Below are 19,164 nucleotides of genomic sequence, written 5' to 3' on the forward strand. Positions count from 1 at the left end.
ATTATGGAAAAGTTAACCTGTTTTAAAGCCTACGATATTCGCGGCCGTTTGGGCGATGAGCTTAACGAAGACATCGCCTGGCGTATTGGCCGGGCCTATGGCGAATACCTGAAACCGAAAACCATCGTCCTTGGCGGCGACGTGCGTCTTACCAGTGAAGCGCTGAAGATGGCACTGGCGAAGGGCCTGCGCGACGCGGGCGTTGATGTGTTGGATATCGGACTCTCCGGTACGGAAGAGATTTATTTCGCCACCTTCCACCTCGGCGTAGACGGCGGTATTGAAGTGACTGCCAGTCACAACCCAATGGATTACAACGGCATGAAGCTCGTACGCCAAGGTGCTCGCCCGATAAGCGGCGATACTGGGCTGCGTGATGTTCAGCGTCTGGCGGAAACCAATGACTTCCCTTTGGTGGAAGCGTCGCAGCGCGGCGGTTATCAGAAAATCGACCTGCGCGAGGCGTATCTCGACCATCTGCTTGGCTATATCGACGTGAAAAACCTCAGACCGCTGAAGTTGGTTATCAATTCCGGTAACGGTGCGGCGGGCCCGGTGGTGGATGCGCTGGAAGCGCGCTTTAAGGCGTTGAACATACCGATAACCTTCATCAAAGTGCACAACACACCCGACGGTAATTTTCCCAACGGTATTCCAAACCCATTGCTGCCGGAGTGCAGGGCCGACACTCGCAATGCGGTCATTGAACACGATGCCGACATGGGGATTGCCTTCGACGGTGATTTCGACCGCTGCTTCCTGTTCGATGAAACCGGGCAGTTCATCGAGGGCTACTACATCGTCGGCCTGCTGGCGGAGGCGTTCCTAAAGCGCAACCCGGGGGCGAAAATTATTCATGACCCGCGTTTATCGTGGAACACCGTGGACGTGGTGAGCGCCGCAGGCGGCACGCCGGTGATGTCGAAAACCGGTCATGCCTTCATCAAGGAGCGCATGCGTCAGGAAGATGCAATTTACGGTGGCGAGATGAGCGCCCATCACTACTTCCGCGATTTTGCTTACTGCGACAGCGGGATGATTCCGTGGCTGCTGGTGACCGAACTGCTGTGCCTGCGCGGTAAAACGCTGGGGGAACTGGTGTGTGACCGCATGGCAGCCTTCCCGGCGAGCGGCGAAATCAACAGCAAGCTTGCCGAACCCGAGACGGCCATCGCCCGGGTGGCAGAACACTTTGCCAGCCACGCGCTGGAGGTCGACAACACCGATGGTATCAGCATGGCCTGGGCCGACTGGCGCTTTAACCTGCGTTCGTCGAATACCGAGCCGGTGGTGCGCCTGAACGTGGAATCACGCGGTAACCCGGCGCTGATGGAAGCTCGCACCCAAGAAATACTTGAACTGTTGCGAAAATAGAAATCTATGGGTTACTGTTCAGGAAAGATTCTTTTGACTGCCTAATTTTCCAATCAGTGTGACATAGCGCAGCAAATGCTATTCATCTCATCTATTCCTGAGTTAACATCCATACCATATTTCAAGCCGCGCATACCTTGCGCGGTGACCACACCTGACAGGAGTATGTAATGTCCAAGCAACAGATCGGCGTCGTCGGTATGGCAGTGATGGGGCGCAACCTGGCGCTCAACATCGAAAGCCGTGGTTATACCGTCTCCATCTTCAACCGCTCACGCGAAAAAACTGAAGAAGTTGTTGCCGAGAACCCGGGTAAGAAACTGGTACCTTATTACACGGTGAAAGAGTTCGTCGAGTCTCTTGAAACCCCACGTCGTATCCTGTTAATGGTGAAAGCGGGCGCTGGCACCGATGCTGCCATCGATTCCCTGAAACCGTATCTGGATAAAGGCGACATCATCATTGATGGCGGTAATACCTTCTTCCAGGATACCATTCGTCGTAACCGCGAACTGTCTGCTGAAGGCTTCAACTTCATCGGTACCGGTGTTTCCGGCGGTGAAGAGGGCGCCCTGAAAGGCCCATCCATCATGCCTGGTGGCCAGAAAGAAGCATACGAACTGGTTGCACCTATCCTGACTAAGATTGCTGCGGTTGCTGAAGATGGCGAACCGTGCGTGACCTATATCGGTGCGGATGGTGCAGGTCACTATGTGAAGATGGTACACAACGGTATCGAATACGGCGATATGCAACTGATTGCTGAAGCCTATTCCCTGCTTAAAGGCGGCCTGAACCTGTCTAACGAAGAGCTGGCAACCACCTTCACCGAGTGGAACGAAGGTGAGCTGAGCAGCTACCTGATCGACATCACCAAAGATATCTTCACCAAAAAAGATGAAGAGGGTAAATATCTGGTTGATGTGATCCTCGACGAAGCCGCGAACAAAGGTACCGGTAAGTGGACCAGCCAGAGCTCTCTGGATCTGGGCGAACCGCTGTCGCTGATCACCGAGTCCGTCTTCGCGCGCTACATCTCTTCTCTGAAAGACCAGCGCGTGGCGGCATCTAAAGTTCTCTCTGGCCCGCAGGCTAAACTGGCTGGTGATAAAGCAGAGTTCGTTGAGAAAGTCCGTCGCGCACTGTATCTGGGTAAAATCGTCTCCTACGCGCAGGGCTTCTCTCAGCTGCGTGCTGCATCTGACGAATACAACTGGGATCTGAACTACGGTGAAATCGCGAAGATCTTCCGCGCGGGTTGCATCATTCGTGCGCAGTTCCTGCAGAAAATCACCGACGCCTATGCTGAAAACAAAGGTATCGCCAACCTGCTGCTGGCACCGTACTTTAAAAATATCGCTGATGAGTATCAGCAAGCGCTGCGTGACGTTGTGGCTTACGCTGTGCAGAACGGTATTCCGGTGCCAACCTTCTCCGCTGCAGTGGCGTACTACGACAGCTACCGTTCTGCGTTGCTGCCAGCTAACCTGATCCAGGCACAGCGTGACTACTTCGGCGCGCATACGTATAAACGTACCGATAAAGAAGGTGTGTTCCACACCGAATGGCTGGATTAATCTGATTTATCCCTGCTGTAAATCCAGGCCCGGAGCGTTCCTCCGGGCTTTTTTATTGCCAAAAAATGGGATTCAGCCAGGTCTGATAGCCGGTGTTATGGCAAATCACGATATACTGACGACATGCTGAGCCGATACGCCACAATGCTGGCGGTCTGTTTACCCTCAAATGTTTAACCGGAAGAAGTTACAGAGCGAATGAAGATAACTATCTCAGGAACAGGTTACGTAGGTTTGTCGAACGGTATTCTGATTGCCCAGCACCACGAAGTGGTCGCGCTGGATATTGTTCCGGCGAAAGTTGAGATGCTGAATCAGAAGAAATCACCGATTGTTGACAAAGAGATTGAAGAGTATCTGGCGACGAAGCAACTGAATTTCCGCGCCACGACAGATAAGCATGATGCCTACCGCGATGCGGATTACGTTATCATCGCGACACCTACTGATTACGATCCTAAGACTAACTATTTTAACACCTCGAGCGTCGAGTCAGTGATCCGCGATGTGGTCGAAATCAACCCAAATGCGGTAATGGTCATCAAGTCTACCATCCCGGTCGGTTTTACAAATTCGATTAAAGAACAGTTGGGCATCGACAATATCTTCTTCTCGCCGGAGTTTCTGCGTGAAGGCCGCGCGCTGTACGACAATTTGCATCCGTCCCGTATCGTCATTGGTGAACGTTCCGAGCGCGCGGAGCGTTTTGCAGCATTGCTGCAGGAGGGGGCGGTGAAAAAGGACATTCCGACGCTGTTCACCGACTCAACTGAAGCCGAAGCCATCAAGCTTTTCGCTAATACTTATCTGGCGTTACGCGTGGCCTACTTTAACGAATTGGATAGCTATGCTGAAAGTCTTGGTCTGAACTCCCGACAGATCATTGAAGGTGTGTGCCTGGATCCGCGAATTGGTAATCATTACAACAACCCGTCATTTGGCTACGGTGGCTATTGCCTGCCGAAAGATACGAAGCAGTTGCTGGCTAACTATGCGTCTGTGCCGAACAACATTATTGGCGCGATCGTTGATGCTAACCGCACGCGCAAAGATTTTATTGCCGATTCTATCCTTGCGCGCAAACCTAAAGTGGTTGGCGTGTATCGTTTGATCATGAAAAGTGGTTCCGATAACTTCCGGGCATCCTCTATTCAGGGAATCATGAAGCGTATTAAAGCCAAGGGTGTGCCCGTTATTATTTATGAACCTGTGATGGAGGAAGATGAGTTTTTCCACTCTCGGGTCGTTCGTGATCTTCATACGTTCAAAAATGAGGCAGATATTATTATTTCTAACCGCATGACGTCAGAATTATCTGATGTTGCCGAAAAAGTGTATACACGCGATCTTTTTGGTAGCGATTAATCTCACTCTTCATATAAAAGGCCTTATTAAAGGCCTTTTTATTCTAAATTGGTCCGTAATTAAACTTTGTAGAAATCACGGTACCAGTCAACAAAGTTCCTCACCCCATCTTTGACTGACGTTTCAGGTTTAAAACCAATAACATCATACAGTGCTTTAGTATCTGCGCTGGTTTCCAGTACATCTCCAGGCTGAAGCGGTAGAATGTTTTTCTTCGCTTCAATACCCAGAGCATCTTCCAAAGCCTGGATATAGTCCATTAGCTCAACCGGTGAACTATTGCCGATATTGTAGACGCGATACGGCGCGGAGCTGGTTGCCGGGGAACCGCTTTCGACAGTCCACTTCCCGTTGGGCTCAGGAATAACATCCTGTAGGCGAATGATTGCTTCTGCGATATCATCAATATAGGTGAAATCGCGCTTCATTTTGCCGTAGTTATAGACGTCAATACTTTTCCCTTCCAGCATCGCTTTGGTGAATTTGAATAACGCCATATCCGGACGCCCCCAAGGGCCGTACACGGTAAAGAAGCGCAGCCCGGTTGTAGGCAATCCGTACAGGTGGGAGTAAGTATGAGCCATCAGTTCGTTGGCTTTTTTGGTTGCCGCATACAGGGATACGGGGTGATCAACGGAATCCTCCGTTGAGAAAGGCATTTTCCGATTCAGGCCGTATACCGAACTGGAGGATGCATAGAGTAAATGTTGAATTTTATTATGACGACAGCCTTCCAGTATGTTGAGAAAGCCTGTGAGATTTGCGTCAGCGTATGCATGCGGGTTTTCGAGTGAATAGCGCACGCCCGCCTGGGCAGCAAGATGAATCACACGTTCAAAATGCTCTGAGGCGAAGAGTGCAGCCATGCTGTCCCGGTCGGCTAAATCAATCTTATGAAAATGGAAACCGGGATGTACCAGTAACGCCAGACGAGCCTGCTTAAGGTTGACGTCGTAGTAATCGTTCAGATTATCAATCCCGACTACTTGATGGCCTGCCTCAAGGAGGCGCTTGCTAACGTGGAAGCCGATGAAACCAGCGGCACCCGTAACCAGGTATTTCATGTTCGTTCCTCTTATCGGCTAAAGGGTAGCCAGGCACCAGCAGGTGCTATCAGGAGTGAAATGATACCGTTAGATGGCAAAAAAGCTAATCGTTATCTTTTTTCACGCTTGCCAATTTAACGGGTTAGCTATTATGTATTCATGTCGTGAATTTTATGTGCGAAAGCGTTGGACATAGCCCTGACCAATATTTAGCCTGTTGAACGGTTTTTTGTTCAGAGTGGGAACCCGAAGTATTGACACTCTTAATAAATTACTTCTTCTTTTTCAGTAATGATTAAAATACCAATTAAAATCACTTAAATAATCTGTCTTTTTAATCAATAATCCTATGGCATTACGCCTAATTATGACTAAACTAATCCCAGTTTTAGCTTTCCTCATTTAGGATATCTATGTCTGTGAGTGATAACAACGTATCCGGGCGCAGTAACGATCCGGAACAGATTGATCTGATTGATTTATTGATACAGCTGTGGCGTGGGAAATTGACGATTATTGTTGCTATCGTTATTGCTATTGCCTGTGCTGTCGGTTATTTAGCGGTTGCTAAGGAGAAATGGACCTCTACAGCAATTATCACTCAACCGGATGTTGGACAGATTGCCACGTATAACAACGCACTCAACGTGTTGTATGGTGTCAGCGCCCCTAAGGTTACTGAGTTACAGTCAAATGTGATTGGCCGTTTTAGCACGTCATTTTCTGCATTGGCGGAAACGCTGGATAATCAGGAAAAGCCTGAAAAACTGTCGATTGAGCAGTCCGTCAAAGGGCAACCATTGCCGTTGGCTGTCTCTTATGTTGGCGCTTCCCCAGAAGAAGCTCAGCGCCAGCTGGCTGAATACATTCAACAAACAGATGAAAAGGTTGCCAAAGAACTAGAACTTGACCTGGTTGATAACATCAAATTGCAAACAACTACGCTTCAGGATTCCTTGAAAACTCAGGAAGTGGTTGCTCAGGAGCAAAAAGATTTGCGTATCAAGCAAATCCAGGAAGCGCTGCGGTATGCACTGCAGGCGGGTGTGACTAAGCCGCAAATTCAGCAAACTCAGGATGTGACGCAGGACAGCATGCTGCTGTTGGGGAGTGATGCCCTGAAGTCTATGATTGAGCACGAATCTACGCGTCCGTTGATATTGTCTGACAACTACTTTCAGACCAAGCAAAAGCTGTTGGATATCGAAAATCTTAAGCTTGATGGGGCTGAGTTACACGCCTATCGCTATGTATTGAAACCAACGTTGCCGATTCGTCGTGACAGTCCGAAAAAAGCGATTACCCTGGTGCTTGCGGTTCTGCTCGGCGGGATGATTGGGGCTGGCGTGGTGTTGGGGCGAAATGCGCTGCGCAGCTACAAAGGCAAAGCAGAGTAAGCGCTCATCTCCATAAAAAAAACCGGGCTTGCCCGGTTTTTTTACATCCACAAATTACTGATGTCTTTTGCGTAAATTCTCAATCACCGTCGTCAGGTCAAGGTTCTGATCCTGCAGTAAAACCAGCAGGTGATACATCAGATCAGAGGCTTCATTTGTCAGCTCGAAGCGGTCGTTTACGGTCGCTGCCAGTGCGGTTTCTACGCCTTCTTCGCCGACTTTCTGCGCAATGCGTTTGGTACCGCTGGCATACAACTTCGCAGTGTAAGAACTTGCCGGATCTGCGGTTTTACGTTCGGCAAGCAGTTGCTCCAGTTGATACAGGAACAGCCACTGGTGGCTGGCATCGCCAAAGCAACTTGACGTCCCTTTATGGCAGGTCGGGCCAATCGGATTAACCAGGACGAGCAGAGTGTCGTTGTCGCAGTCAGGCGCAATGCTCACCACATTCAGGAAGTGACCTGAGGTCTCTCCTTTGGTCCACAGGCGCTGCTTGGTCCGCGAGAAAAAGGTCACTTTGCCACTTTCGAGCGTTTTTTCCAGCGCTTCCGGGTTCATATAACCCAGCATCAGCACTTCGCCGGAAACCGCATGCTGCACTACTACCGGCATCAGCCCGTCGGTTTTTTCCCAGTCCAGCTCGCGGCATTGTTGCTTCGTTAACATATCCTGATCTCCACGCCCTGTGTTGCCAGGTACGCTTTTAATTCGCCAATATTGATAATTTGTTTGTGGAAGACGGAGGCGGCAAGCGCGCCGTCAACGTCGGCATCCCGGAAAGCTTCAAGGAAGTGTTCCATGGTGCCCGCGCCGCCAGAGGCAATCAACGGTACGTGGCACACATTGCGCACTTTTTTCAGTTGCTCCAGGTCGTAGCCGTTGCGTACGCCGTCCTGATTCATCATGTTCAGGACGATTTCACCCGCGCCGCGCTTCTGTACTTCCTGCACCCAGTCCAGCGTTTCCCATTGCGTGACGCGGGTACGGCTTTCATCTCCGGTATACTGATTAACGTGATATTTGCCGGTTTCGGCGTCATACCACGTATCAATGCCTACCACGATACACTGCACGCCAAAGCGGTCAGCCAGACGAGTGATAAGCTCCGGTTCGGCCAGCGCCGGGGAGTTGATGGAGATTTTATCCGCCCCGAAGGAGAGGATGCGCGCCGCATCGTCGATGGACTTAATCCCGCCGGCAACGCAGAACGGAATATCGATCACTTCCGCCACGCGTGATACCCAGCTTTTATCCACTACACGACCATCGCTGGAGGCGGTGATATCGTAAAACACCAGTTCATCAGCACCTTCATCCGCATAGCGTTTTGCCAGCGGGACAATGTCGCCAATAATCTCATGATTGCGGAACTGTACGCCTTTTACGACCTGCCCATCACGGACGTCCAGGCAAGGAATTATGCGTTTTGCCAGCATTGGATGGCCTCCTCAACGGTGAACTTACCTTCCAGCAGCGCGCGTCCGACGATCACGCCGCGTACGCCGGTTCCGCGCAGGGCGGCTACGTCATCAATGCCACCAATACCGCCAGATGACTGAAACGCCACCTGTGGATATTTGGCACACACTTCTTCATAAAGCGCGACGTTTGAGCCAGCCAGCGTACCGTCACGGGAAATATCGGTGCACAGCACGTGTTTCAGGCCGACGGGTAAATAGGTCTCAACCAGTTCTTCCAGAGAAACCCCGGAATCCTCCTGCCAGCCGCTGACTGCTACCTGTTTATTACCGCGCTCGTCAATTCGAACGTCCAGCGCCAGCACCAGCGCGTCGGCGCCAAAACGGGAAAACCAGCTCTTGACGACTTCGGGAGATTTTACCGCCGTCGAACCCACCACTACGCGCGCGACGCCAGCGTCAAGCAGCGCTTCAACATCCGCTTCGGTACGTACGCCGCCGCCAACCTGCACCGGAACGTTGACACCAGCGACCAGCGTTTTAATCAGCGGGATCTGGCGCTGCGCAGGGTCTTTTGCACCGGTTAAATCAACAAGATGCAGTACCTCAGCACCCTGGGCGGCGTAATCCTGCAAACGGGGGAGAGGATCGTTGCCGTAATCACGTTGCGTTGAGTAATCGCCCTGATGAAGACGCACTACCGTGCCGTCGATTAAATCTAATGCCGGAATAATCATTACATCTCCAGAAAGTTTTTCAGCAACTGCGCTCCAGCCGCGCCCGAACGTTCAGGGTGGAACTGCACGCCAAAGAAATTGTCCTTTTGTACTGCCGCGGTAAACGGCTCGCCGTAATGACACTGGGCGATGGTCCACGGGTTCACCGGCATAGCATAGCTGTGTACAAAGTAGAAATACGCACCATCTTCAATGCCCTGGAACAGACGATTTCCCGCCTGAGGATAGACGCGATTCCAGCCCATATGCGGCAGCGGCAGACCGAAATCGGTCATCTTCGGGACGTCCTCCTCAATAATGCCCAGCAGGGATACGCCGTTACTCTCTTCGCTGCGACGGCCAAGCAGTTGCATGCCTAAGCAGATCCCCAGCACCGGTTGCGTACAGGCTTTGATCAGCTCAATCAGTTCACGCTCGTGCAACTGGTCCATCGCCGCCTGGGCGGTACCGACGCCTGGCAGAAACAGCTTATCGGCTCGCAGCACCACGTCAGGGTCGCGGCTGACAACCGGGTCGTATCCATGGCGCGCGACGGCGGATTTTACTGAGTGCAGGTTGGCGCAGCCGGTATCAAGGATCACTACGTCCATTACAGCACTCCTTTTGAGGAGGGCAGTGTGTCGCCTTCGACGCGAATCGCCTGACGCAACGTACGACCAAAGGCTTTAAACAGACTTTCCACTCTGTGGTGGTCATTTTTCCCTTTGGTTTTCAGGTGCAAGGTGACGCCCATGGTGTAAGAGAGTGAACGGAAGAAGTGTTCGATCATCTCTGTACTCAGATCGCCAACGCGCTGATAGGTAAACTCTGCGCGATATTCCAGGTGCGGACGCCCGGAGATATCCAGTGCGCAACGTGCCAGGCACTCGTCCATCGGCAGCACAAAACCAAAACGGTTGATACCGCGTTTATCGCCTAATGCCAGTTTTAAGGCTTCACCCAGCGCCAGACCGGTATCTTCTACGGTGTGGTGATCGTCAATATACAGATCGCCCTTAACGGCTATCTCCATGCGAAAACCGCCGTGGGTGGCGATTTGATCCAGCATATGGTCAAAGAATCCCACGCCTGTGTTGATTTTGCTTTGACCTTCGCGGTCCAGCCAGACTTTGACGTCAATCTGCGTTTCTTTGGTATTACGCTCAACGTGCGCGTAGCGGTCACGTTTGGTCAACTGCTCGCCGATCATCGCCCAGTTCAGGGTATCGGGGTGATAGCGTAATCCGCGAATGCCCATGTTTTCGGCGAGCTGAATATCGGTCGCCCGGTCGCCAATCACATAGCTGTTTGCGACGTCCATAGCTTGCTCAACCAGATACTGCTCGACCAGCTTCACTTTTGGCTTACGGCAATCGCACTCGTCCGCTGGCAGGTGCGGACAGATAAGCACCTCATCAAATGCGACGCCCTGAGAGGTGAATATTTGCATCATCAGGTTATGCGGACCGTCAAAATCGGCCTGCGGGAAACTTTGCGTGCCAAGCCCATCCTGGTTCGTAATCATTACCAGCTTAAAGCCGGCTTTTTGCAGCTTGAGTAAAACGGGAACGACGCCAGGCTCGAAGGCGAGCTTGTCAAAGCGATCGACCTGAAAGTCACTTGGCGGTTCGGAAATCAGGGTTCCATCACGGTCAATAAAAAGATACTTCTGGCTCATACTTGCTCCGCACGTAAAGCGTCAATGACGCGCTGGCTCTCTTCACGGGTTCCGACAGTTATTCGCAGGCAGCCGCTTAACGAAGGTTGTTTATTCTGATCTCGTAAGATAATGCCCTGATCCCACAAAGATTTAAATACGCTGCTTGAGGCAGTGAAGCGCGCCAGAACATAGTTGGTTTCAGACTCGAAAACCTGCTCTACACAGCGAATTGTTTTCAGGTTTTCCACCAGGTACTGACGTTCTTCCAGGATCTGTTCTACGCGTTGGCGCATGGCGGAAATCCCCTGCGGCGTCAGTGCCTGGGCGGCGATATCCGCTACTGGCGTAGAGAGCGGGTAGGGGGCAATCACCTTTAACAACAGATTGATAACCTCTTCATTCGCCAGCGTAAACCCACAGCGTAAACCGGCGAGCGCAAACGCTTTGGACAGGGTTCGCAGTACCACCAGATGTGGATACTCAGCCAGCCATCCTGCCAGCGTGGCCTGCGGACAAAATTCAATATAGGCTTCATCAGCGACCACAATGGCTTTTCCCTGCGCCATTTCGAGCAGTGAACGCAGATCCTGTGGGTTAATCAGCTGACCCGTTGGGTTATTGGGGCTGCATACGTAGACCACCTTCACGCCATCAAGCTTGTCCGCGATGCCTTGCAAATCCAGTTGCCAGTTATCAAGGGTCGGAACGGTGCGGCATTCAACACCAATCGTTTCAGCGCTGACGCTGTACATGCCGTAAGTCGGCGGACAGTAGAGAATGGCATCTTTACCGGGTTCGCAAAACGCGCGTACCAACAGTTCGATCCCTTCATCTGCACCGCGGCTGACCAACACCTGTTCCGGTTTGACGCCGGCATACTGCGCATAATTCTCAATTACAGCTTTCGGTTGACATTCCGGATATCGGTTTAGTGTCTGCTGAGTGAGCCGGAACTCAACGGCGGTTGGGTATTCATTGGCGTTGAGCCAGACGTCGCCGTTACCGCCAAGACGACGGGCAGACTGATAGGGCGTTAACTCGCGAACATTCTTTCGGGCTAAATCAGTGACGCTGAGAAAGTTGTCAGTACTCATGCTTGCTCCTTCAGGGCGTTAACGCGCAGGGTAACGGCATTTTTGTGGGCTGTCAGGCGCTCAGCAGCGGCCAGTGTTTCAATAGTTGAGGCCAGGGCAGAGAAACCTTGAGGGGTTAATTCCTGCACGGTCATCCGTTTCTGGAAATCTGCCAGCCCCAGGCTTGAGCAGGTTGCGGTATAGCCGTAGGTCGGTAAAACGTGGTTGGTGCCGGAAGCATAGTCGCCTGCAGATTCTGGCGACCAGTCGCCGAGGAACACCGAACCGGCGCTGGTGATATCATCAACCAGTTCACGCGCGTTACGGGTCTGAATAATCAGGTGCTCCGGACCGTAGGCGTTAGAAATGGCCACGCACTGTTCAAGATCTTTGGCGATAATCAGTCGGCTGGCGGCGAGCGCCTGACGTGCGGTGTCGGCGCGGGAAAGCTCAGCCAGCTGGCGTTCAACGGCTTCGGCAACACCTTCGGCAAGCGTCGCGTCGGGCGTCAGCAGGATCACTTGTGAGTCGGGGCCGTGTTCAGCCTGAGAAAGCAGGTCGGAGGCGACAAAATCCGGCGTCGCGCCGCTGTCAGCGATAACCAGCACTTCGGACGGGCCAGCAGGCATGTCGATGGCCGCGCCGTCAAGACGTTGGCTGACCTGGCGTTTGGCTTCGGTCACATACGCATTGCCCGGCCCAAAGATTTTATCGACCTTAGGAATGGATTCGGTACCCAGCGCCAGCGCGGCAACGGCCTGCGCACCGCCGACGTTAAATACCTCTTTTACGCCACACAGCTGCGCGGCATAAAGGATTTCATCGGCAATCGGCGGCGGCGAGCACAGCACTACTTTTTTGCAGCCCGCGATGCGCGCCGGGGTTGCCAGCATCAGCACCGTAGAAAACAGCGGCGCAGAACCGCCGGGAATATACAGACCCACGGAGGCGATGGGACGAGTCACCTGCTGGCAGCGAACGCCAGGCTGAGTTTCGATATCCACCGGCGGCAGGATCTGCGCGGTGTGGAAGGCATCAATATTACGCACCGCCGCTTGCATGGCTTGCTTCAGTTCGTCGCTCAGGCGATTGCTGGCCTGCTGAATTTCTTCCTCGGTGACGCGTAGCGCGCCGACCTCGGTTTTATCAAACTTCGCGCTGTATTCTCGCAGTGCCTGGTCGCCGTTGTTTTTGACGTTTTCAAGGATCTCGGCCACCGTGCGGCTGATGCTGTCAGAGGCGGAAATCGCCGGACGCATCAGCAGCTCTCGTTGCTGCTCGGGGCTACAGCTATTCCAGTCAATCAGGGTATTGAAGCTCATGGCTATCACTCCATCATCTTCTCAATTGGCAGCACCAGAATTGAGCTGGCACCGAGCGCTTTCAGTTTTTCCATCGTTTCCCAGAACAGAGTTTCGCTGCTGACCATGTGCATGGCAACGCGCTGCTGATCACCGGCCAGTGGCAGAATGGTTGGGCGCTCAGCGCCAGGCAGCAGAGCGATAACTTCATCCAGACGCTCGCTCGGCGCGTGCATCATGATGTATTTCGATTCACGAGCCTGAATAACGCCCTGAATACGGGTCAGCAATTTGTCGATTAGCTGTTGCTTGGCGTCGGCCATTTCGCCATCACGCTGAATCAGGCAGGCTTTAGAGCGGTAAATGACTTCCACTTCACGCAGACCGTTGGCCTCAAGCGTCGCGCCGGTTGACACCAGATCGCAAATCGCATCAGCCAGGCCTGCGCGGGGGGCGACTTCGACTGAACCGTTTAGCAGACAGGATTTAAACGACACCCCTTTTTGATCGAGATAACGTTTGAGCAGGTGTGGGTAAGAGGTCGCGATACGTTTACCGTTCAGCGCAGCTGGGCCATCCCAGGCTTCATCAACCGGGGTTGCCAGCGAAAGACGGCAGCCGCCGAAGTCCAGACGACGCAGGGTAAAATAGCGAGGATCTTCACCTTGTGCCCGGCGGTTGAGCAATTCCTCTTCGAGAACGTTTTCCCCGATGATGCCGAGGTCAACAACGCCATCCATCACCAGACCCGGGATATCGTCATCACGTACGCGCAGAATATCAATCGGCATGTTCTCCGCCATCGCAATCAGGCGCTGGGTGTGAAGATTAATTTTAATGCCGCAACGGGCCAGTAATTCGCGTGAATCATCGCTTAAGCGGCCAGATTTCTGCATAGCTATGCGTAAACGGGTGTTGTCTAACATTCTTTATTCCTCGTTATCCTGTCTGAATCAGTTGGGTCACGCACAAAAAAAAGCCCCCGGAAGAAATCTTCCGGGGGCTTTCTCATACGCTCATGCACCGCTGGAAGATTTAAATGTCTCCCAGCACACATCGCCTGAAAGACTAGTCAGGATGATGGTGATGATGGTGTTTAAATTGAGCGCGTGTCATAAATTTTCTCGATGAATGTTTATTCATTTGATGTCTTTTAACCTAAACCACTTTAGCTACGGAAAGCAAGGGCTTTTTTTTGATCATTAATTCATTTCATATTGATACTATGAATTGTCAGTCGTCGTGGGCTAGCGTAGCCTTGCGTTATAGGCCAAAAGTCAGGAGAGAAGGCATGAAAAAGGTCGCAATTGTCGGTTTAGGTTGGTTAGGCATGCCGTTAGCCATGTCGCTGGCGGCGAGAGGCTGGCAGGTTACCGGCAGCAAAACCACATTAGATGGGGTGGAGGCGGCCCGCATGAGCGGTATCGAGAGCTATTTGCTGCACCTTGAGCCTGAACTGGTCTGCGAGGCAGACGATCTCGACGCACTGATGGACGTTGATGCGCTGGTGATTACGCTGCCTGCGCGTCGTAGCGGTCCTGGCGAGGCCTTTTACCTTCAGGCTATGCAGGAGCTGGTCGACAGTGCGCTGGCGTACCGTATCCCGAGGATTATTTTTACCAGTTCGACATCGGTCTATGGCGATGTGCAGGGTACCGTGAAAGAAGGGACGTCGCGTAACCCGGTCACGGCGAGCGGTCGTGTTCTGAAAGAACTTGAAGACTGGCTGCACAATTTACCTGGCACGTCGGTGGATATCTTGCGCCTGGCCGGGCTTGTCGGCCCGGGGAGACATCCCGGTCGTTTTTTTGCTGGCAAGACTGCGCCAGATGGGCACCATGGGGTCAATCTGGTGCATCTGGATGATGTGGTTTCTGCTATCACATTACTGCTGCAAGCGCCTAAAGGGGGACACATCTATAATATATGTGCGCCTATGCATCCGGCGCGTAACGTGTTCTATCCGCAGATGGCTCGTCAGTTGGGGATGGAGCCGCCGGAATTTCGCGGCAGTGAGGATAACGGTAAAGGTAAAGTCATTGATGGCAACCGGATTTGTAATGAGCTTGGGTTTGAGTACCAGTATCCCGACCCGCTGGTGATGCCGATGGAGTGACAGACCAGCAGAGTGCCGCTGATACCGCAAGGGGGCGAGTATGAAACCACTGCTGGACGTTCTTATCATCCTCGATGCGTTAGAAAAAGAGGGCAGCTTCGCAGCGGCGTCGGCAAAATTGTTCAAGACGCCGTCAGCGCTTAGCTATACCGTCCATAAGCTGGAAAGTGATCTTAATATTCAGCTACTCGATCGCAGCGGACATCGGGCCAGGTTCACCCGCACAGGGCAGATGCTACTGGAAAAGGGACGGGAGGTGTTGCACACCGTCCGTGAACTTGAAAAGCAGGCGATTAAACTGCACGAAGGTTGGGAGAATGAACTGGTCATTGGCGTAGATGATACGTTTCCCTTTTCACTTCTGGCCCCGCTCATCGAATCTTTCTATCAACACCACAGTGTGACGCGCCTGAAATTTATCAACGGCGTGCTGGGTGGCTCATGGGAAGCCCTCACACAGGGGCGGGCGGATATTATTGTCGGTGCCATGCATGAACCGCCTTCCGCGAGCGAGTTTGGTTTTGCGCGACTAGGGATTCTGGAACAGGTGTTCGTGGTTGCGCCGCATCATCCGCTGGCGCAGGAGCAGGAGCCGTTAAATCGTCGCACCATTCGGCGTTTTCGCGCCATTGTGGTGGGCGACAATACGCAACATGCCAACGCCTCGGGCTCGCAGGTGCTGGACGATCAGGAAGCCATTACCGTTTTTGACTTTAAAACCAAGCTGGAACTGCAAATCAGCGGCCTGGGATGTGGCTATATTCCGCGCTATCTGGCGCAGCGTTTTTTGGAGAGTGGCGCGCTGATTGAGAAAAAAGTGGTCGCGCAAAATATCTTTGAGCCCGTGTGGATCGGTTGGAATGAACAGACCGCCGGGTTGGCTAGTGCCTGGTGGCGGGATGAGATTTTAGCAAATAGTGCGATCGCTGGGGTGTACGTTAAAGCGGCTGCTGATAAATCAAGCGGTTAAGAAAAAATATTCTTTTGTAGTGGCTTCAATCTCTTGTTATTTCTCTCCAAATTAGTGCAAAATACGCCGCTTGCAAAAAATGACATTAACCGACGTTTTCATACGCGTCGGTTATTTTTTTGCATCAAACCAATCATTCATAAAAGAGGCCGGGCTTCGTACCGGATAGATACTTACTTAAAAATCGACAGTTGTTGTCGCTGAGGATTAACAAAAAATGGGGCAATTTTTTGCTTACGCGACGGTTTTCGCCGTAATGGGGGATAACCATGTCGCATAACGCTACTCCAAACACCTCTCGCGTGGAATTACGTAAAACGCTTACGCTGGTTCCGGTTGTCATGATGGGCCTTGCCTATATGCAGCCGATGACGCTGTTCGATACATTCGGTATCGTATCAGGAATGACCGATGGTCACGTCCCGACAGCTTACGCCTTTGCACTGATAGCCATCCTCTTTACCGCTCTGAGCTACGGTAAACTGGTGCGTCGCTATCCGTCTGCAGGCTCTGCCTACACTTACGCCCAGAAATCCATTAGCCCGACCGTTGGCTTTATGGTGGGATGGTCATCACTGCTGGACTACCTGTTCGCACCGATGATCAACATTCTGTTGGCGAAAATCTATTTTGAAGCTCTGGTGCCGTCGATACCGTCATGGATATTCGTGGTGGCGCTGGTGGCCTTTATGACCGCCTTTAACCTGCGCAGCCTTAAATCCGTTGCTAATTTCAACACCGTCATCGTGTTGTTGCAGGTGGTGCTAATTGCGGTGATCCTCGGCATGGTCATTTATGGCGTGTTCGAAGGTGAAGGTGCTGGTACGCTGGCGAGCAGCCGTCCGTTCTGGTCAGGTGATGCGCATGTGATCCCGATGATCACGGGGGCGACTATTCTGTGCTTCTCGTTCACCGGTTTTGACGGTATCAGCAACCTGTCAGAAGAAACCAAAGACGCTGAACGCGTGATCCCGCGTGCGATTTTCCTGACCGCGCTGATTGGTGGCCTGATCTTTATCGTCTCCACTTATCTGTTGCAGCTGTACTTCCCGGACATCTCGCGCTTCAAGGATCCAGACGCTTCGCAGCCGGAAATCATGCTGTACGTTGCTGGTAAGTTCTTCCAGGTTGGTGCGCTGATTTTCTCTACCATTACCGTACTGGCGTCCGGTATGGCGGCACATGCAGGCGTAGCGCGTCTGATGTACGTGATGGGTCGTGACGGTGTATTCCCGAAAAGTTTCTTCGGTTACGTACACCCGAAATGGCGTACTCCGTCCATGAACATCATTCTGGTTGGTGCGATTGCTCTGTTGGCAATCAACTTCGACCTGGTGATGGCGACTGCGCTGATTAACTTTGGTGCGTTGGTGGCGTTTACCTTCGTTAACCTGTCGGTGATCTCCCAGTTCTGGATCCGTGAGAAGCGTAACAAGACGCTGAAAGACCACTTCCAGTATCTGTTCCTGCCAATGTGCGGTGCGCTGACCGTTGGCGCGCTGTGGGTAAACCTGGAAGAGAGTTCAATGGTTCTGGGCCTGATTTGGGCCGCTATTGGTCTGATCTATCTGGCCTGCGTGACCAAAAGCTTCCGCAACCCGGTACCGCAGTACGACGAAGATATCGCGTAATCACGGCGTTTATCTGAAAAAAAACAGAGACATGTTCTCCGTTTTTTTATACGTGGGATTTACACAATCTCTTGCGCATACTGCCAGAGTGATTTCAGTAGCATCAGTTTTTCTTTGTTATCGGCATATTGCTGGCTCAGCAACTGCAATTCATTGGCGTAATTTTGTAAAAACTCCGGCGTGAACACCTGACGACGATGGTCCAGCCAGCGCTGCTGCTCGGCTTCATCCAGTGTTCCGGGGAAGTTACGGGCACGGTAGTTAAACAGCAACTTTTCAATGCGTTTATCGACAAAAGAGATATCCAGAGCCGGTAAATTACGCGGTTCTGTTTCCAGAACGATTTTCATCGCTGCGCGGTCGGCATCGCTGAAAAAACCGTTATACAGCTGGGCGTCTACGTTATCGGATGGCGCAAAGGGTTCCGCCTCGGCAAAGATAGCCACTACTTTGTCGCGTACCTGCGGGTTTTCGCGCAGAACTTTGAGATTATCAAGACAATGCTGGCGGTTAATGCCCAGTCGATCGGCATCTTCCGGGCGCAGCGTATTCGCCTGGGCCAGTACTGGGCACTTGTTGATGTGCACCAGTTTAACCGGTACGGCTGGGTTATCACCCAGATCTGCCTTCGCCGTGTAGAGCCGTTCACGCAGCGCGTCGCTGTCCAGGTCAAGTAGCGGTGAAATATCACCGGCCAGGTCAACCATAATCACCGCGTTGCGATTCTCCGGGTGCCAGGCCAATGGCGCTACCCAACTGGTATTGCCGCGCCACGCGCCGAGCATTCCTGAAACATGAACCAGCGGCTTCATTTGCGGGACATCAATCAGTGCGGCCAGCTTGTGCTTATTGCGATGGCTGAAGAGATATTCAAACAAACGCGGCTGACGTGATTTAACTAATTGCGCCATTGCAATCGTGGCATACACGTCGGCCATCGCATCGTGAGCATTCGCATGCTCGATACCATTAGCTTTGGTCAAATGCTCCAGGCGAAAGCTGGGTAAGCCATCGTCGTTTTCCGGCCAGTTAATGCCTTCAGGACGCAGGGCATAGCAGGCGCGCATCACGTCCAGGAGATCCCAGCGCGAATTGTCGTTCTGCCAGCTCCAGGCATAGGGATCGTAGAAATTGCGATACAGGATGTTACGCGTCACCTCATCGTCGAAGCGCACGTTGTTATAGCCGAGAATACAAGTTTTCGGCACGGTGAACAGAGTGTGTATGCGCGCTGCAAAAGCGGCTTCATTCTCTCCCTTTTCCCGTGCTTCCTGCGGCGTAATGCCGGTAATCAACACCGCCTCAGGCTGCGGCAGATAGTCGTCTGCGGATTTGCAATAAAAGACTTCAGGTTCGCCGATAATGTTGAAATCGCTATCTGTGCGGATAGCCGCAAATTGCGCGGGTCTGTCCAGTGCCGGATGAGTACCAAAGGTCTCGTAATCGTGGAAGAGAAAAGTCGGGTGCTGCTTGCCGTCATTCATTGTTTGGTTATGTCCGGGATCAATTTAGCGCTCATC

At 52.3% G+C, this 19,164-nt stretch carries 17 protein-coding genes, 1 pseudogene and 1 other annotated feature; of the genes and pseudogenes, 7 read left to right on the forward strand and 11 right to left on the reverse strand.

The window, feature by feature from the left end:
* The first annotated feature begins 3 nt into the window (after window positions 1–3).
* From cpsG to ugd, 3 genes are all read left to right on the forward strand, one after another.
* Complete coding sequence (cpsG, locus tag On2M_RS07995) at window positions 4–1,374, forward strand: phosphomannomutase CpsG (protein ID WP_210904606.1); 1,371 nt, start codon at window positions 4–6, stop codon at window positions 1,372–1,374.
* 170 nt (window positions 1,375–1,544) lie between these two features.
* On the forward strand, window positions 1,545–2,951 hold the full coding sequence (gene gndA, locus On2M_RS08000; protein ID WP_210904607.1) for an NADP-dependent phosphogluconate dehydrogenase: 1,407 nt from the start codon (window positions 1,545–1,547) through the stop codon (window positions 2,949–2,951).
* 198 nt (window positions 2,952–3,149) lie between these two features.
* Window positions 3,150–4,316: a UDP-glucose 6-dehydrogenase gene (ugd, locus tag On2M_RS08005; protein WP_151219744.1), complete on the forward strand. Its 1,167-nt coding sequence runs from the start codon at window positions 3,150–3,152 to the stop codon at window positions 4,314–4,316.
* 59 nt (window positions 4,317–4,375) lie between these two features.
* Here ugd and On2M_RS08010 read toward each other — a convergent pair whose 3' ends face one another.
* Window positions 4,376–5,380 carry an NAD-dependent epimerase gene (locus On2M_RS08010; RefSeq protein WP_210904608.1) on the reverse strand — a complete coding sequence of 335 codons (1,005 nt, stop codon included), beginning with the start codon at window positions 5,378–5,380 and terminating at the stop codon, window positions 4,376–4,378.
* A gap of 395 nt (window positions 5,381–5,775) precedes the next feature.
* On the opposite strand from On2M_RS08010, the gene wzzB reads away from it, so the two are divergent.
* The gene (gene wzzB / locus On2M_RS08015) at window positions 5,776–6,759 is read left to right on the forward strand and encodes an LPS O-antigen chain length determinant protein WzzB (RefSeq protein ID WP_210904609.1); all 984 of its coding nucleotides are present in this window, start codon (window positions 5,776–5,778) and stop codon (window positions 6,757–6,759) included.
* 54 nt (window positions 6,760–6,813) lie between these two features.
* Here wzzB and hisIE read toward each other — a convergent pair whose 3' ends face one another.
* The 9 genes from hisIE to hisL all read right to left on the reverse strand — a co-directional run bounded on the left by hisIE (window position 6,814) and on the right by hisL (window position 14,043).
* The gene (hisIE, locus tag On2M_RS08020; protein ID WP_210904610.1) at window positions 6,814–7,425 is read right to left on the reverse strand and encodes a bifunctional phosphoribosyl-AMP cyclohydrolase/phosphoribosyl-ATP diphosphatase HisIE; all 612 of its coding nucleotides are present in this window, start codon (window positions 7,423–7,425) and stop codon (window positions 6,814–6,816) included.
* Window positions 7,419–8,195, reverse strand: coding sequence for an imidazole glycerol phosphate synthase subunit HisF (gene hisF, locus On2M_RS08025; protein WP_210904611.1), 777 nt, complete (start codon window positions 8,193–8,195; stop codon window positions 7,419–7,421). The genes hisIE and hisF overlap by 7 nt, the downstream gene beginning before the upstream one ends.
* On the reverse strand, window positions 8,177–8,914 hold the full coding sequence (hisA, locus tag On2M_RS08030) for a 1-(5-phosphoribosyl)-5-[(5-phosphoribosylamino)methylideneamino]imidazole-4-carboxamide isomerase (RefSeq protein WP_187252208.1): 738 nt from the start codon (window positions 8,912–8,914) through the stop codon (window positions 8,177–8,179). Before hisA ends, hisF begins: the two co-directional genes overlap by 19 nt.
* Window positions 8,914–9,504 (reverse strand): imidazole glycerol phosphate synthase subunit HisH, encoded by a 591-nt coding sequence (hisH, locus tag On2M_RS08035; protein WP_210904612.1) that lies wholly within the window; start codon window positions 9,502–9,504, stop codon window positions 8,914–8,916. Before hisH ends, hisA begins: the two co-directional genes overlap by 1 nt.
* A complete protein-coding gene (hisB, locus tag On2M_RS08040) occupies window positions 9,504–10,571 on the reverse strand; it encodes a bifunctional histidinol-phosphatase/imidazoleglycerol-phosphate dehydratase HisB (protein WP_210904613.1) in 1,068 nt (355 codons plus the stop codon). Before hisB ends, hisH begins: the two co-directional genes overlap by 1 nt.
* Complete coding sequence (gene hisC, locus On2M_RS08045) at window positions 10,568–11,647, reverse strand: histidinol-phosphate transaminase (protein WP_151219738.1); 1,080 nt, start codon at window positions 11,645–11,647, stop codon at window positions 10,568–10,570. The genes hisB and hisC overlap by 4 nt, the downstream gene beginning before the upstream one ends.
* Window positions 11,644–12,948: a histidinol dehydrogenase gene (gene hisD / locus On2M_RS08050; RefSeq protein WP_187252211.1), complete on the reverse strand. Its 1,305-nt coding sequence runs from the start codon at window positions 12,946–12,948 to the stop codon at window positions 11,644–11,646. The genes hisC and hisD overlap by 4 nt, the downstream gene beginning before the upstream one ends.
* A 5-nt stretch (window positions 12,949–12,953) precedes the next feature.
* The gene (gene hisG, locus On2M_RS08055) at window positions 12,954–13,853 is read right to left on the reverse strand and encodes an ATP phosphoribosyltransferase (protein ID WP_003030161.1); all 900 of its coding nucleotides are present in this window, start codon (window positions 13,851–13,853) and stop codon (window positions 12,954–12,956) included.
* 44 nt (window positions 13,854–13,897) lie between these two features.
* Window positions 13,898–14,020, reverse strand: a sequence feature (His leader region).
* Window positions 13,996–14,043 carry a his operon leader peptide gene (gene hisL / locus On2M_RS08060; RefSeq protein WP_100250077.1) on the reverse strand — a complete coding sequence of 16 codons (48 nt, stop codon included), beginning with the start codon at window positions 14,041–14,043 and terminating at the stop codon, window positions 13,996–13,998. (Overlaps the previous feature by 25 nt.)
* Before the next feature lie 175 nt (window positions 14,044–14,218).
* Between hisL and On2M_RS08065 the strand changes: the two genes are divergently transcribed.
* From On2M_RS08065 to plaP, 3 genes and pseudogenes are all read left to right on the forward strand, one after another.
* Entirely contained in the window at window positions 14,219–15,043 is an 825-nt protein-coding gene (locus On2M_RS08065; protein WP_210904614.1) for an SDR family oxidoreductase, read from the forward strand.
* 40 nt (window positions 15,044–15,083) lie between these two features.
* A pseudogene (locus On2M_RS08070) lies at window positions 15,084–16,068 on the forward strand (LysR family transcriptional regulator).
* 214 nt (window positions 16,069–16,282) lie between these two features.
* On the forward strand, window positions 16,283–17,644 hold the full coding sequence (gene plaP, locus On2M_RS08080) for a putrescine/proton symporter PlaP (RefSeq protein WP_151219736.1): 1,362 nt from the start codon (window positions 16,283–16,285) through the stop codon (window positions 17,642–17,644).
* Window positions 17,645–17,703: 59 nt separating this feature from the next.
* Here plaP and sbcB read toward each other — a convergent pair whose 3' ends face one another.
* Window positions 17,704–19,128, reverse strand: coding sequence for an exodeoxyribonuclease I (gene sbcB, locus On2M_RS08085; RefSeq protein ID WP_210904615.1), 1,425 nt, complete (start codon window positions 19,126–19,128; stop codon window positions 17,704–17,706).
* Window positions 19,129–19,164: the final 36 nt, after the last annotated feature.

Source organism: Citrobacter sp. On2M (genome assembly GCF_018035235.1).
GTDB lineage: Bacteria > Pseudomonadota > Gammaproteobacteria > Enterobacterales > Enterobacteriaceae > Citrobacter > Citrobacter meridianamericanus.